This is a genomic window from Collinsella aerofaciens, from assembly GCF_964283865.1.
GTDB lineage: Bacteria > Actinomycetota > Coriobacteriia > Coriobacteriales > Coriobacteriaceae > Collinsella.
Map to the genome: position 1 here is coordinate 67,360 of NZ_CAXYLS010000001.1, position 15,996 is coordinate 83,355.

General features: G+C 61.5%; 12 protein-coding genes. 7 read left to right on the plus strand and 5 right to left on the minus strand.

What is annotated here, in order from left to right; translation table 11 throughout:
- Positions 1-2 precede the first annotated feature (2 nt).
- Entirely contained in the window at positions 3-2,225 is a 2,223-nt protein-coding gene (locus tag ACRX4W_RS00270; RefSeq protein WP_117773355.1) for a hypothetical protein, read from the minus strand.
- A gap of 135 nt (positions 2,226-2,360) precedes the next feature.
- Here ACRX4W_RS00270 and ACRX4W_RS00275 point away from each other — a divergent pair, with 135 nt between their 5' ends.
- From ACRX4W_RS00275 to ACRX4W_RS00300, 6 genes are all read left to right on the plus strand, one after another.
- Positions 2,361-2,873 carry a DUF2975 domain-containing protein gene (locus ACRX4W_RS00275; protein WP_006235293.1) on the plus strand — a complete coding sequence of 171 codons (513 nt, stop codon included), beginning with the start codon at positions 2,361-2,363 and terminating at the stop codon, positions 2,871-2,873.
- Positions 2,874-2,882: 9 nt separating this feature from the next.
- Entirely contained in the window at positions 2,883-3,134 is a 252-nt protein-coding gene (locus ACRX4W_RS00280; protein WP_006235292.1) for a helix-turn-helix domain-containing protein, read from the plus strand.
- 18 nt (positions 3,135-3,152) lie between these two features.
- A complete protein-coding gene (locus ACRX4W_RS00285) occupies positions 3,153-3,860 on the plus strand; it encodes a site-specific integrase (protein ID WP_255360342.1) in 708 nt (235 codons plus the stop codon).
- Between the two features lie 396 nt (positions 3,861-4,256).
- On the plus strand, positions 4,257-4,544 hold the full coding sequence (locus ACRX4W_RS00290; RefSeq protein ID WP_117839678.1) for an ACT domain-containing protein: 288 nt from the start codon (positions 4,257-4,259) through the stop codon (positions 4,542-4,544).
- A gap of 78 nt (positions 4,545-4,622) precedes the next feature.
- On the plus strand, positions 4,623-6,041 hold the full coding sequence (locus tag ACRX4W_RS00295) for a citrate synthase (protein ID WP_432298870.1): 1,419 nt from the start codon (positions 4,623-4,625) through the stop codon (positions 6,039-6,041).
- A gap of 87 nt (positions 6,042-6,128) precedes the next feature.
- Entirely contained in the window at positions 6,129-6,971 is an 843-nt protein-coding gene (locus ACRX4W_RS00300) for a Cof-type HAD-IIB family hydrolase (RefSeq protein ID WP_117773361.1), read from the plus strand.
- 192 nt (positions 6,972-7,163) lie between these two features.
- On the opposite strand, the gene ACRX4W_RS00305 is transcribed toward ACRX4W_RS00300, so the two are convergent.
- From ACRX4W_RS00305 to ACRX4W_RS00320, 4 genes are all read right to left on the minus strand, one after another.
- A complete protein-coding gene (locus ACRX4W_RS00305; protein WP_117773363.1) occupies positions 7,164-7,958 on the minus strand; it encodes a Cof-type HAD-IIB family hydrolase in 795 nt (264 codons plus the stop codon).
- Positions 7,959-8,167: 209 nt separating this feature from the next.
- Positions 8,168-9,988, minus strand: a complete 1,821-nt coding sequence (locus ACRX4W_RS00310; RefSeq protein ID WP_117773365.1) for an adenine deaminase — start codon at positions 9,986-9,988, stop codon at positions 8,168-8,170.
- 222 nt (positions 9,989-10,210) lie between these two features.
- Positions 10,211-11,422: a tyrosine--tRNA ligase gene (tyrS, locus tag ACRX4W_RS00315; RefSeq protein ID WP_035137437.1), complete on the minus strand. Its 1,212-nt coding sequence runs from the start codon at positions 11,420-11,422 to the stop codon at positions 10,211-10,213.
- A 97-nt stretch (positions 11,423-11,519) separates the two neighbouring features.
- Positions 11,520-13,496: a U32 family peptidase gene (locus tag ACRX4W_RS00320; RefSeq protein WP_432298871.1), complete on the minus strand. Its 1,977-nt coding sequence runs from the start codon at positions 13,494-13,496 to the stop codon at positions 11,520-11,522.
- A 162-nt stretch (positions 13,497-13,658) separates the two neighbouring features.
- On the opposite strand from ACRX4W_RS00320, the gene ACRX4W_RS00325 reads away from it, so the two are divergent.
- Complete coding sequence (locus ACRX4W_RS00325) at positions 13,659-15,899, plus strand: transglycosylase domain-containing protein (RefSeq protein ID WP_432298872.1); 2,241 nt, start codon at positions 13,659-13,661, stop codon at positions 15,897-15,899.
- Positions 15,900-15,996 lie beyond the last annotated feature (97 nt).

Sequence of the window (15,996 nt, forward strand, 5' to 3'; positions counted from 1 at the left end):
GATCATCCCCTTTCGATCTTTGGAACACTCAGGCGCACCATCAACGGAGATACGGCGCCCAAGACCACCAGCAGAGCGCCCGATGCGCCGACGACCTCTCCAAAAGGCATCGCGTTCGTCCCTCGCCCAAGGAACCCAATCGTCCCCACCTGGGAAGCGGGATCAAACGAGGCGAATGGAGCCAGCAGCGCGACGCCCATGCCCACGCTTTCAACATGAGCGCTCAACGAACCCAACACCAAGAGAACCGCGCAAACCATTCCGGTGACAACGGGGTTGCGGCTAATCGCTGCTGTCAACGCAGCGACGACGGAAATCACGCCGTATGCCATGACCAGCAACGGAATACTGCACAACACCGCCTCCCCCACCATGGACGTTGTCGAAGCTCCCGCCCGAATGAGAGCGACGGGATACTCCGATCCACCCGCACCGTTCTTAATCACGGACACAACGACAGCGGGAACCATCGACACCAAAAGCAGCACCAAGCCAAGCAGGAGAGCCAGCGCAACAGCCGTCAGAAAACGCACATGCGCTGTTGCGGGGATCTGGAGAACCAGAAGGGAACGACACTGCAGGTGGGTGCACGCGAGCGATGTGACAACCACGGGCAACAGCAAAAATAAGGAGGGAAGCGCTGCCTGGAGATACGAAAGGAGGATTAATGGGGGCATCTTCGTACTTAACTCGTAAACCTTGGGTTCCGGCAAGCTCGCGATCGACTCAAGCAGAAGGGCGCGCGCCTCCGCACGAGAAGGAGTCTCCGGCTCGATTCCGATCGATTGCAGGAGAGTCGCATCTGCCGCGCCCAGCTCACCTCGAGCGCGCTCGTACGTCGCAAGGCTTCGAAACCCCTCCGCAGGCATAGGCGCGTACACGAAACCCGAAAGAGCATCCCGCATGTCTTCCAGGGCCGCTTTGCCCTCGACGTCCATATTCGCAGCGTTCTGCTCTAGATACCGATCTATTGAACGGAGCTCCCCATCCCTATACCGAACAGCGGAAACGTTATCAGCGTCAGGAAACATCTCGACCAGAGCCGGGGCCAGCATCGTCGTCGACATTGCAATCGCGCATACGGCGAGGGTAGGAGAACGCAGGAGCAGTTTCCCCATCGTTCTTACGTATGCAACGGCGGAGGCACAAGCGCTCGAACGAGTTGCCGTTCTCGATGCAGTGAAGGAACCTCTCTCAAGACAAATCGGGGATATCGGGCACGCGCAGCCGCTCTTTCCAGCAACGCAAAGCAGGCTAATTGCCAGCACCTCGATCCCGATTGCGCATACGAGGGCAATCGCGCCACGCTCGAAGCAAAGTCCAGGCAGATTCACTATCTGCGTTGTCGGGTACGGGCTATAGGCGCCGACGGTCAACTCAGTGTTCGCATACGTAAGGGGATTCAACAGGGCGAACTCACGTAAAGCGATGGATCTTCCGTAATACCCGGGAACCATCGTCACCCCCATCAGGGCACATACGAACACGATTCCAAGCGTAGGGTTATTGGCAATCTTCACGGCAAGGTGAACGACAAGCGAGATGAACGCTGCCACCAAGAATTGCAAGATGGCCGTCTGCGCGAACACCAGCCAAGCCGGTTTGATAACCGGAGTCGCATATTGAATGTAGCCTATCGGATAGAACGGCGAGCCCGGGCCATTCTTCACAAGCGCGGCGATTATCCCTGGAAGATTGATGGCGAGGACGGCAAGCATTGCAAAAACACTCGCCCATACGCTCGATGCAACAAGTCTACCCAGCTCGCCCATCGGTGCCTGGATGATGAGCTTTTCACGTTTGTTAAGACGCGCGGCAAGGAACGAGACGGCAACGGCCGTTGCGACCCATAGCAAGTACTCCTTCGATCCGTCATAATAGGTGTACTCTCCATCCGATATCTGCAGAAACGGAAGTAGGGGAGAGAGCGGTGCCAAGATAAGACGTCCCGCGGCAAGAGGGTACAGAAGCGCGGGCATGCTTGATGAAGAGGTATAGACACCGTCCTCCCCCGCATTCACAAGCGCATCCGCATAGGATGCTGACAATTCCTGCTCAACACGGGTTATTCCCGACTCGAGGTATTCGACCCGTCCGTCGATGCCAGCCGCGCTCCTGAAGACGGGCAGAGCACAAAGAACCATCAACGCAACAACGACAACACAGAGCGACCTGGAGGAGAGAAGCGACCTAAAGATCGCCTTCGAGATTTTGAGCATGTTCATCGCCAACCTTAACCTCATCCAGTCGGAACAGAGGGGCCGAACAAAATGCTCGGCCCTTATTACTTGCCGGCAAAGTCAATTTAACATAAACTGTTAAAAAGTAACCTGAGTTTTTTAAATCCTTCGGAGGTTATTATGAGTTCCGACAATCGCACTCCCCGGCTTCATTCCTTCCGCATCGCATGTGCGATAGCCTCTGCGACCCTTTGCGCCACCGCCATCGCACAAGTGGCGTTCTCCTTAAAGCCAGCAATCGAAGTGCTCGACAACCCTGTAATTGCAGACTCCCCCGCGTATCCAGCCCTTGCGATCTCGACATTGGTCCCTGCCGTCATCGGTATCGCTACGACCATCCTCAGCGCCGTTCTCGTGTGGACGATCAAGAGCGGAGACCCCTTCAAGAAAGGGTCTGCGACATGCTTGAAGGTGCTCGGCATTCTCTTCGTTGTTCAAGCTGCCACCAGCCTCTACGCCGGCTCACTCAAAACCTCCGTTTCGATGTTTGGCGGCGAGGGGGCCGTCGGCGCCCAAGAGATTGCTTCATCATTCGATTGGACCTCTCTGGTTCTCGGCATCGTCCTGTTCATGCTTTCCCAGCTCTTCTTGTACGCCCGAGAGCTGTACCTCGACTCCGACGAGATTGCGTAAGGAAACGCCATGCCCGTAATTGTTCGCCTCGACAAGATCATGGCCGAGCGAAAGATTTCCTCGAACGAACTTGCCGAAAGGATTGGAACCACGCCCGTGAACCTGTCCCGTATTAAAAAAGGGCATATTCGCGGCATTCGCTTCAACACACTCGAGCAGCTATGCCTCGCCCTTCGTTGCCAACCCGGAGACCTTCTCGAAGTCATGAGCGAAGAGGATGCCCGAAAGGAGTTCGGACTCGATTGGTCCGCCGAGGATTAGAGGGCGGTCGTACTCGCCCTGCACACGGGGATGCGAATCGGCGAGGTCTGCGGCCTTCGGTGGTGCGATGTGGATTTCGAGACGGGCCTGATCTCGATCAGACACTCGGTGGCGTACGCGAAGGGAATGGGTTCGTTCATCAAGGACACCAAGACCCATGACGCCAGGGGTATCCCCATCGACCCGGTCGGCCTACTCCCCTTCCTGAAGGAGACCCACGAGATCGACTGCGGAAAGCTGCGCTTGCGCGGCCTTACCGGGGCGGTCGAGATCGGGGACTGCTACATCCTGTCGGAGCCGGGCGCGACCTTCGCGACGACAAGCTATATCCGCAGGGCGTTCAAGACGTTCTCGGAGACCAACGGCCTCATGGGCACCAACGACGAGCTGATCACGTTCCACGGCCTTCGCCACACGTTCGCAACGCAGTGGATCCGCCAAGGCGGCGATATCAAGGCGCTCCAATCGATCCTCGGCCACAAGGACGCCATGGCGACGCTCAACGTCTACGCCGACATCGAGCCCATCTCCAAAATCCATAACATGCTGCGCGCCACGCCGTGCCTTTGGCGCGGGCACCTCGGGCCGAGGGTCGATCCGGGTCCCATGTTCCAACAGAGGATCCAGGAGTCCATCGAGACGCTCCAGGCGTTCGGCTACGGCATCACCGAGCCGGACGACCGAAATATCGCCATACGCGACGTGAAGACGAACAGTTGGCTCTAGCTCACCGAGTACGCGGCAGTGCTGGGCCCATCCCAACTGAGGTCACGGTGGTCCGATAGGGGCGCCGCCCGCGGCATGCGCCGCGGAGCGGTATCCCCTACCGAAGGGCGGGGATGCCCTCCGCTTCCAGTTCGGAATCAGCCGTCGGAGGCGTTCGGCTGACTGCGGGAACGGCCTGTCCGCTCAATGTGTTCGGCTGAGATCGGAAATCAACCCAACACGAGCCGGACACGCGCCAGACGGCTCTTCCCCGTACGGCCTTCCCCCTTACGCTCATGTTGCAGGCATGTAACGCCGCAGCGAGCGCGCCTTTTTTGCGCCAGACAGGTACAATGATGAACACTGTACCGTAGCGGAGCGCCCCGCGCGCGCCGCAATCACGCGAAAGGGTTTCCCATGGCCGAGATCTCGTCCTCCCGTATCGTCATCACCGTCCTTGGCAAGAACCGCCCCGGCATCGTCGCCGGCGTCACCCGTGTCCTGGGCGAGGCCAACGTCGACATCCGCGACATCACGCAGTCCATTATCGAGGACATCTTCACCATGACCATGCTGGCCGATACCGCCGAGTCCAAGCTCGACTTCGCTGAGCTGCAGGAGGCCCTGGCCGAGGCCGGCGAGCTTTCGGGCGTCAACGTGTCCATCCAGCGCGAGGACGTCTTTAACTTTATGTACCGCCTGTAGCGAACAGGCCGTGCAGGAACAGGCCGGCGCATCTGCACTCAAGCACGCCGCCCCCACACGGCCCGGAGAGGAGCGCACATGGCCTACGACGCCAAGAAAATCTATTACCGCTTCGATGACCACTTGAGCCGACTGGTTCTGGATTACGAAGCAAGCCGCCAGATTTCGTCTGAGAGCGAAAGCCTCTACCACGGCCTGCCGACCGACCCTTATGACGAGGGCTTGTTCGAAGAGCACAATGTCAAGCGCGGCCTGCGCAATGCCGACGGCTCGGGCGTGGTCGCGGGCCTCACTCGTATCTCGGATGTGCACGGCTACAACAAGGTCGACGGAAAGGTCGTGCCCGATCAGGGCAAGCTCACGATTCGCGGCTACAGCATCGAGGATCTGGTCAACAATGCCCAGGCCGAGAATCGCTACGGCTACGAGGAAGTCGCCTATCTGCTTATCACGGGTTCGCTGCCCAACAAGGAAGAGCTCGACGGCTTTTGCGAGCGCCTGGGCGCCTTTAGACACCTGAGTGACGAGTACGTTAAAGAGTTCCCTATGACCACGGTGTCGTCGAGCATCATGAACGTGCTCCAGCGCGCCGTACTGTTGCTCTACGCCTTCGATGCCGAACCAGACGTGATCACGCCCGAGCACGAAATCGACGTCGCCATTTCCATGCTCGCACGTCTCCCGCGCATCGCCGCCTTCGCACACATGGCCTCGGTCGCCAAGCTTCGCGGCTCCGAGGTTCACGTGCCGCACCCCACGCCCGGTCTCTCCACCGCCGAGACCATCCTACAGGTCTTGCGCGGTGGCATGGCGTTCACCCGCGACGAAGCCATGCTGCTCGACGTGATGCTCATGCTGCATGCCGAGCACGGCGGCGGCAACAACTCCACCTTCGCTTGCCGCGTGCTGTCGTCTTCGGCCACCGACCCGTATTCCGCCTACGCCGCGGCTATCGGCTCGCTCAAGGGCCCGCGCCACGGCGGTGCCAACGCCAAGGTCGTGTCCATGCACGAGGACATCCGCGCGCATGTCTCCAACTGGGAGGACGAGGACGAGGTCGCAGCCTACCTGGGCAAGATCCTCGACAAGCAGGCCTTCGACGGCACGGGCCTCATCTACGGTATGGGCCACGCCGTCTATACGCTCAGCGACCCGCGCGCCGAGGTCTGCCGCCGTTACGCGCGCACGCTTGCCGCCAAGAAGGACCTGGGCGATGAGTTCGCGCTCATCGAGCGCATCGAGCGCCTGGCACCCCAGGTCATGCGCGACCACGGCATGACCAAGCCCATCTGCGCCAACATCGACCTGTACACGGGCTTTATCTACAAGATGCTCGGCGTGCCCGAGACGCTTTTTACGCCGTTATTCGCCGTCGCCCGCATGGCCGGCTGGTCGGCACACCGCATGGAAGAGCTCTTCTGCGCGCACCGTATTATTCGCCCGGCCTATCGTCCGGTGATCGAGCCGCTGGAGTACAAGCCGATCGCCGACCGCTAGGACGCGGACCGTTATAGAACTCGAGCGTGGCCAGGGCATCACCGCCCTCGGCCACGCTTTTTATGCCAGTAGAAAGGGCTGCATCGAATGATTGTTTTTTCCGATATGGATGGAACACTGTTGACGAGCGACAAGCAGATGGGCGACGCCACCTGGGCGATGCTCGACGAGCTCGCACGTCGCAGCATTGAGTTTGTACCGTGCACGGGGCGTCCGCTGTCGGGCGTCTTTGAGCCCATCCTCGCCCATCCTGCCGTGCACTACGCGGTCTGCGCCAATGGCGCCAGCGTCTGGCAGCTCGACGACGATGTGCCCAACGATGCCTCGCGCGCCACGCGCATTTTGAGCCGTCCGCTCGATCGCGGCATTGCCCATCGCGTCCATCGCATCGCCGCCGGCCACGATGTGACCTTCGATATCTTCGCGGATGGGCAGTGCTTCCTCCCCCGCTCGCTTTACGGGCGCCTGGATGAGTTCTGCGGCGGTGACCCCCACATCGCGGCTTCGCTCAAGCGCACACGAACACCGATCGACATGGATATCGACAGTAAGATCGACGGGGTCGAGACGCTCGAACGCATCGCCATGTACTGGCACGACCCGGCCGATCGCGACGCCATCGCGGCTGAGCTCGACACGCTCGGAGGCATTGAGGTCACGCGTTCTTACGCCATGAATATCGAGGTCATGGGTGAGGGCGCCACCAAGGGAACGGCCCTCACGTGGCTATGCGAGCACCTGGGCGAGCGTCTCGTCGACGCCTGGGCGTTCGGCGACAACATCAACGACATCCCCATGCTGCAGGCAGCGGGCCACGGCATGGCCATGATCAACGCCGAGCCCGAGGACCGCGACGCCGCCGACGCCATCACCGAGTTCGACAACGACCACGACGGCGTCGCCCGCACCATCATGGCTGCCCTCGCCTAGCAGCAGCAACCCGGCAGGGCAGCTAATTTGGGACGGGGCTATTTTAGCTGCCCGCTTGTGTGGGGTAGCTAAAATAGCCCCGTCCCAAATTAGCTGCCCCAGTCACAGTAGTCGTTGGGGACACTCTTCGCGAAAAAGCTGCAAGGACTGTCCCCAGCTGCCGGCAGAAAAGGAACGTCCCCAACTGCCGGATTAGGCGAGGCTCTCCAGAACGTGGCGGAGCTCCTGCTGGACGGCGTGGTCGCGGTTACAACCCACCACGCGATCGGCCACCGCCTTAAGCGCGGGGCGCGCGTTTTCCATCGCGCAGCCCGTGCCGACAAAGCGAATGATCTCGTAGTCGTTCATCGAGTCGCCAAACGCTATGACCTCGTCGCGATCAATGCCGTAATGCTCCGCGAGCTGCGCGATACCCGAGGCCTTCGATACACCAGGCTGCATGGCATCGATCCACGCGTTGCCCGAAGGCGCAAAAGTAAAGAGCTGACCAAGTTCGCGCTGTAGCACGTACGCACTGTCCATAACCGCACTGTCGTCGCAAAAGATACTCGCTTTGATGATATTTACGCTGGGATCGGGCAGCTCCCAAATACGCTCGGCATTGGGAAGGTCCTTATCGACCTCACGCACGAACTTGCACTCGTCATCGAGCAGGAAGGACTTGGTTCGGTCAAAGAGCGCAAGATGCAGATTGGGAAACGTCCTGACGGCTTGGGCGAGCCTTCGAATCGCCAGGTGGGAATACACCTCACGGTCTACCATCTTACCGTCGGCGTAGACTTGGGCGCCGTTAGCGGCGACAAAGTCCATCTTGTCGCGAACGGGCGCAAAGAACTCGCACAGGCGATCGTAGCGACGACCTGACGATGCGGCGAAATGCACGCCATGCTCGTGTAGCGCCAGAATCAGTTCGTAGGTCTCGGGAGGCACCTGGCCGTTTTCGTCAAGCAGTGTGCCGTCCATATCGGATGCAATCAGTTTAAACATAGAAAAGCTCCCTTCGGGCTTAGTAGTGAAAACAGATGTATATCTGAAAACACCGTACCCAAAGGGAGCTCGAATAAGACCCCGTAGTTATAAACGTTACATGGACCTAGCAAATAGCTCACGCGCGCCAGAGGCCCCACGGTCGCGACGTCAGGCAGCCCGCCAAAGAGTGTCCCCAACGGCTAGTCGTTTAAGAACGTCCCTGATGACTAGTCGGCGTAGGTGAAGGTTGTGACGTCGAACATGCCCTCGGGACGGATGCGGAGCGTCGGGATCACCGGCAGGGGCAGGAAGATGATGCCCATGATGGGGTCGAGCGGCGGCTCGATGCCCATGGCGCGCGCCTTGACCATAAAGTCGTCGTGCTGCGCCGCAACGTCTTCGGCAGCGCCCTCGCTCATCAGGCCGCCGAGCGCCAGCGGAATGCGCGCCACGACCTCGCCGTTGCGCACCAGCACGTGGCCGCCCTGGCCCACGGCCTCAACGGCAGCCATCATATCCGCCGCATTGTCGCCCACCACGCACACGTTGTGCGAGTCGTGGCCGATCGTGGAGGCAATGGCGCCACCGGTGATGGTAAAGCCGCGCACCCAGCCGCGACCGATATGCTTGCCGACCAGGCCCAGGCCAGCGGGGCCGTCGCCGTCGGCGCCCTCGGCCTGCAGCGACACGCCGCGGCCATGGCGCTCAATCAGCATAATGCGGCGCAGGCCCTCGGTGTTCTTGGGGCGAACCATGCCCGTGATGGCCTTGCCCGGCACCACGTCAATCACGGCCTCGCCCGGCTTAAAGGCATAGTCGAATACGTCGAGCGAAAGCTTCGGCAGCTTAACGGAGGCGCGTAGCTCATCGGCAAGGGCCGCGACCTCGGCCATCTCGGGTGCAATCTCGCCCACAAAAGTGCCGTCCTGTGCCACGAGCGCGCCGGCGGCATACACGCGATGCGGAGCCGTGGCAAACGTCAGGTCGTTGAGCACCAGCAGGTCGGCACGCTTGCCCGGGGCAATCGCACCACGCAGCTCGTGTGGGTCGCGGCAACCGTGGTCCAGGCCAAACGCCTCGGCCGTGGAGAGGGACGCCATAGAGATAGCGACCACGGGGTCGATGCCGGCCTCGATAGCCGCGCGGCAGGCATTGTCGATCATGCCGGTCGCAAGCGCATCGGAAGGGGCGCGGTCGTCGGTCGCGAAGCAGCAGCGGCGGGCGCGCGCGGGATTCTCTAGCAGCATCGGCGACAGGTTGGCCAAGTCGTGGCTACACGTACCTTCGCGCAGCATCACATACATGCCGCGGGACAGTTTATCGAGCGCCTCCTCGGGAATCGTCGACTCGTGGTCGGCGATAATACCCGCCGCGGCATAGGCATTGAGGTCCTTGCCGGCAACGAGCGGCGCATGACCGTCGACTTGCTTGGACGGCGTCTGGTTAGCGGCATCGATGCGAGCACAGGTCTCGGGATCGGCCATAAAAACGCCCGGAAGGTTCATCATTTCGCCCAGGCCAAAGACATCGCCCGGATGCTCGGCAAAAAACGCCTGCATATCGGCAGCCGAAATAACGGCACCGGCCTGCTCGTCGGGCAGCGCGGGCACGCACGAAGGCATCATGTACTTGATGGAGATGGGTGCGCGGCGGCCGTCCTCGATCATAAAGCGCAAGCCGTCGAGACCGGCAACATTGGCAATCTCGTGGCTGTCGGCAATGGCGGTGGTAGTACCGCGCGTCGCGGCCATGCGAGCATACTCGGCGGGACGGATGTTCGAGGACTCGATATGCAAATGCCCGTCAATAAAACCGGGAGCGAGATAGCGACCCTGGCAGTCGATGACCTCAGTTGCCTCGTAGGTGCCAGCAGCATCGTCGCGACCATCGTAGAGCACGCCGACGATCACACCGTCCTTGACGGCAACGCTACCGGGCGCCACACGCTGGCCATACACGTCGACGATCTGCGCATTGGTAAACAGCGTGTCGACGGGCACGCGCCCCTCGGCAGCATCGATCACAGACCTCATGACCTCAACGGACATACATACTCCTTTAACCGTAGAAAAAAGCTGCGGAGCGGACAGACCTTCACCGCAGCAAGCCAATAGCCATTGTATGCCAAAAAGAAAGTCCCGCTAACACCCCTTCCGCTTAACGGCACCGCCAAATGATCCCTCCGTCCCCAAGGGATCGTCGCAACCAAAAAGGCCGCAGTCGGGATTCCCGGCTGCGGCCTTATTGCACTTGTGAGGTCAACTCGCTCGTTAGACCAACTTAAAGCCCTTGCGCTTGCCCACGGAGAGGGTGTCGCCCAGCTTGAGGGCGCTCGGATCGATGTTGTAGCTCTTGGGAGCCACAGCCTTGCCGTTGATCTTGACGCCGCCGCCGTCGATGTCGCGGCGGGCCTGACCGGCGCTGGCCGAAAGGCCCAGGTCCTTGAGCAGGCCAGCGAGGTAAATCTGGCCCTCGTCGTTGACGGTCAGCTCAACGTGCTTCTCGGGGAAGTCGGCAAGCTGGCCCTCCTTGAACACACGGTCGAACTCGGCCTGAGCCTCGTCGCCGGCGCCAGCACCGTGGTAGGTGTCGCACAGGTCGCGGCCTAGAGCGCGCTTGAGCTCGTAGGGGTCGGCGGAGCCATCGGCCAGGGCGGCATCGATCTTGTCGACCTCGGCCGGGGTGAGCGAACTGGCCAGACGATAGTACTTGCCAATCATCTCGTCGGGGATGGACATGGTCTTGCCGAACATATCCTTGGGAGCATCGGTCAGGCCGATGTAGTTACCGTAGGACTTGGACATCTTACGGACGCCGTCGGTGCCCTCGAGCAGCGGCATGGTGAGCGCGATCTGCGGTTCCATGCCCATCTTCTCCATGAGCTCGCGGCCGGCGAGCAGGTTAAAGAGCTGGTCGGTGCCGCCCATCTCGACGTCGGCCTTGATCTGCACGGAGTCGAAGGCCTGCATCACAGGGTACAGGAACTCGTGCAGGGCAATCGGCGTCTGGGACTGGTAGCGCTTGGTAAAGTCGTCGCGCTCGAGGATGCGGGCGACGGTGAACTTGGAGCACACCTGCAGCAGGCCGGCCAGGTCCATCGAAAGGATCCAGTCGCCGTTGTGCACGATGGTGGTCTTCTCGGGGTCCAGGATCTTCATGGCCTGGCTCACGTAGGTCTCGGCGTTGGCCTCGATCTGCTCCTGCGAAAGCTGCGGGCGGGTGGAGTTCTTGCCCGAGGGGTCGCCGATCAGCGCAGTGCCGTTGCCGATGATAAGGGTGACGTTGTGGCCCAGGTCCTGGAACTGACGCATCTTGCGCAGGGGCACGGCATGGCCCAGGTGCAGGTCGGGGCTGGTGGGATCGACGCCGAGCTTGATGTTGAGGGGCTCGCCCTTCTCAAGCTTCTTGCGAAGGTCGGCCTCGGGGACGATCTGCGCTGCACCCGAGGTGATGATACGCATTTGCTCGTCAACAGACAGCATTGGGTATCCTCCTTTTGCTATAGCACCCTCACCGGATACGGCGGTGCTGGAAGTTCATAAACCCACTAATAATAACCAAAACAGCGCGACGCGGCACCTACGACAGGAAAATCCTCGTCCTGCCGCACGCGTCGATAACGACCGGCAAACGCGTGCCGTCACGTTCGACCAAAAAGCGCGCCTGCTGACGGCGCGAGCAGTCACGGCAACGGACCTGCCCCGTTGCATCCGTGGCGCAGGCGCCCTCGGCAGTCAGCAAGCAGTGCTCGCACACCATGAGCTCGGGACGGTCGGCATCGACAGGCCCCAAGACACCGGGGCAAGCGGCAAGTTCGGCAACACGCTCCGCATCATTGCCGAGCAACTCGGCCGACAAGCACACCCGCCCCGCACCGAGTCCGCGCAGCCAGGTAAGCGTGGCCCGATTGGCACAGAACACCGGCGCCGCCACGTCAAACGTTGTGCCCAGCTCGCGGGCCATCGCCACTTGTCCCAGATTGCGGCAGACGACGCGCCCGGCACGCTGCATAAGCGCCCGAGTCCGCTCGGCGTCGCCCGCGCGGCACACTTCGTCGAGCACCACCGTTGTATCGGACAGATCTCGCTCATCGCGCGGACCCACATCCATCAGCTCCCAGGCAAAGACCATACGAGCAAAATCCTCGCGCTTTACCGGCCCCGCCGACCCCGCCAACTCCGTCGACGCGCCGCCATCCACCGCAGCGTCCTCAAAGGGCAGCACCTCAACGGCACGCGCAACGGGCGCAATCGCATCCGCCTCGGCCCGCATGCGCTCCAACACCGCCGTCGTCTGATCCAACACGCCGGCGCTGCGAATCAGATAGACCTCGCAGCCCGCGTCCACCTTACGCTTGCAATGCACGACGACGCGCTTCCCCGCTGCGGCATCCACCGGGCAGGGCACCTGCGGCCAGCGCTTGGGCACATCGGGACGCGCGTCGACACCCGGATAGAACCGAATCTCGAGCGTGTCACCCGCCGCCACGGCGGCATCGAGCTCAACGGTCACCTCTTCGTGGCCCACAGCGACCAAGCGCCCCACGCGCACGCCCTGGTTGATCGCGCGCTCAAAGCTCATGAGCTCGGCACCCGAACGACCCCGCAGGTAAGCATCGGTAAACCCACGGTTAAACGACCTTCCCAGCTCGCGTTCAAGCTCTTCCACGGCACCGGAGTCCCATGTGCCGTCGCACAGCATATCGAGTGCCCGACGCCACACCCTCACCACGTTGAATACGTAATCGGGATTCTTCATGCGTCCCTCGATCTTGAGCGATGCCACGCCGGCGGCAACAAGCTCGGGCAGGTGCGCGATACCCAGATAGTCACGCGGACAAAGCAGGCGGTCTCCCTCGACGGCAACAACACTCTGCCCCGCCTCGTCCACTAGGTCGTACGCCAGACGGCACGGCTGCGTGCAGTCGCCGCGCATCGCCGAGCGCCCACGCCGCAGGGCCGAGAACTCGCACGCCCCCGAATAGCCGATGCAAATCGCACCGTGGCAGAATACCTCGATGGGCACGCCCGTGGCACATAGCGCCGCAATCTCGTCGACCGTCAGCTCGCGTGCCGTCGTCACGCGCTCGACCCCCAGCTCATCGGCGGCAAGCCGCACGGCACCCTCGCTATGAGCGCCCGCCTGCGTGGACAGGTGAATCTCGACCCCGGGAATCGCCGCGCGCAGCGCGCAGGCCAACCCGACATCGGCGACAATCAGAGCATCGGCGCCCAGCTCCAGTGCATGAGCTCCCAACGCCACCACGTCGGACAACTCATCGTCAAACACGAACACGTTGAGCGTTACGTACACACGCACGCCATGGGCATGCGCCACGGCGCAGCCGCGCGCAAACTCGTTATCCGTAAAGCCATGGGCGCTCACACGGGCGTTAAAGCCGCCCAACCCCGCATAGATGGCATCGGCACCCGCGGCGATGGCCGCAAGCATCTGGTCGAGTCCGCCCGCCGGCGCCAGCAGCTCGGGCAGCGCCGCACCGGCAGCATCCAATCCAGTCTCGTATTGTCCGCTCGGCCCCATCGTCCGAATCGCCATCGACAAACTCCTTACCAAGGTATGCATTCACTCTGAAAAATGCCGTCTTCCAGCATACACGAGGCCTCGCGCGCCCCGTTTGGTTTATCGTGTAATAACTTATGTCCATCCTGCCCCGACGGCACATCCACCGTCTGGCACGACATACCTGGAGGTCAATATATGGGTCCTCGCCAACGACAGGGACACAGCCGTTCAAAGACGCACGCCCTGCCCATAATCCTGCTCTCGTTTTTGGGCTTTCTGCTGATTGCGGGCGTGGCGTTTGGCATCGGCATGGTCGGTAACGTCAACCGCTGGCTGTCCGATCTGCCCGACTACACCGACGCCAACGCGTATCTGGTGAGCGAGCCCACCGAGATCGTCGACTGTAACGGCAACAAGATCGCGAGCTTCTACACGCAAAACCGCAAGTCCATCACCAAGGACGAGGTCTCCCCCTACGTGCTGCAGGGCACCGTTGACGTCGAGGACGAGCGCTTCTACGAGCACGGCGGTATCGACCTGTGGGGTATCGCGCGTGCTGCGGTGGCAACCCTCGGCGGCGGGCACGAAGGCGCCTCGACGATCACCCAGCAGCTTGTGCGCAACACCATCCTGCAGGAGGAGCAATTCGACTCGACCATTGAGCGTAAGGTGCGCGAGGCCTACATCGCCATCAAGATGGAGGACATGTACTCCAAAGACGAGATCCTCATGATGTACCTCAACACCATCTATTACGGCCACGGCGCCTACGGCATCGAGGCCGCAGCCGAGACCTATCTGTCCAAGAGCGCCGCCGACCTCACCCTGAGCGAGGCCGCGCTACTCATCGGCCTTCCCAACTCGCCTTCGCAGTACGACCCCACGGTCAATCCCGATCTGGCACTGTCTCGCCGCAACAAGGTTCTCGACAACATGCTGCGCCTGGGCCACATCACCCAGGAGGAGCACGATGCCGCACAGGCCGAGCCCATCACCCTCAATGTGACCGAAATCTCGGGCAGCGGCGTCGACGTATACTCGCAGCCCTACTTTGTCTCCTACGTCAAGCGGCTGCTGGAGCAGGAGTTCTCGACCGACGTGCTCTTTAAGGGCGGCCTGACCGTCAAGACCACCATCGACCCCACGATGCAGCAGGTGGCAGAGAATGCCGTCCGCGAGCAGCTCGACACGCTCTCGCTTGACGGCCTGGACATGGGCATGGTCGTCGTCGACCCCAAGACCGGCTACATCAAGTGCATGGTGGGCGGCTACGACTACAACGCCGACGAGAACCACGTAAACCATGCCACGGCCAAGCGTCCCGTCGGCTCCACCTTTAAGGCCTTTACGCTGGCAACTGCCATCCAAAACGGCATGAACCCCAACGTCACCCTCAACTGCAACTCGCCGCTCAAGGCCAAGGGCACCACGACCGAGGTCCAAAATTACGCCAACCAGAGCTACGGCAACATCACGCTTAAGCAGGCGACGGCATACTCCTCCAACACCGGCTACATCCAGGTGGCGGAAGCCGTCGGCAACAGCAAGATCATCTCGCTCGTCAAAAAGCTCGGCATCGACCCCGCCAAGGACAACATCGAGGACGTTCCCGTCATGACGCTCGGCACCGGCTCGATCTCGCCACTCGAGATGGCCGCCGCCTACGCGACGTTTGCCAACGGCGGCTACTATCGCCAGCCGATCGCCATCACCGAGATTGATTCTCGTACCGGTTCGGTGCTGTACCAGCACACCGACAATCCCTCACAGGTGCTTACCGAGGGCGAGGCCGCCGCGGTCACCGATGTTCTGTCCGGCGTCATGAAGGGCAGCGGTACGGGTGCTGCCGGCGCCCTGAGTGTCAACCAGCCCTATGCCGGCAAGACGGGCACCACCGACAACACCACCAACCTTTGGTTCTGCGGCTATACCCCGCAGCTGGCGTGCGCCCTGTGGACCGGCTATTCCGCGGGTGAGATTCCCATCCAAAAATACGGCACGGACCTGCTGGGCGACAGCACCAACCTACCTGTCTTTAAGCGGTTTATGAACACCGTTCTGACCGGTACCGAGCGCGAGGAGTTTGCGACCGGAACGGCGCCCACCTACAAGAACAACAGCGTCTGGAAGTTCTACGGCACCAACAACACCAAGAAGTCGGAGAACGACGACAAGGACGAGGACGAAGAGGAAGAGGAAACCACCACAACAACTACCACGACGACCACGACCACCGAGACCACGGGCGGCGACACCACCGGCGGCACCGGTACGACCGGTGGCTCGACGGGCGGCTCCACTGGTGGCTCGACGGGCGGCTCCACTGGTGGCTCGACGGGCGGCTCCACTGGTGGCTCGACCGGCGGCGATGGCGGCACGCCTACGCCTACGCCCACTCCCGACCCCTCGCCCACGCCTGACGATACGGTCGGCTAAGAAGTACGCGACTAAAGCCAACAAGGCCCCGAGCAGCTTATTGAACTGCTCGGGGCCTTTTAGTTTGAAGCGACCTGGTGGGCGGTCTTTATACCGG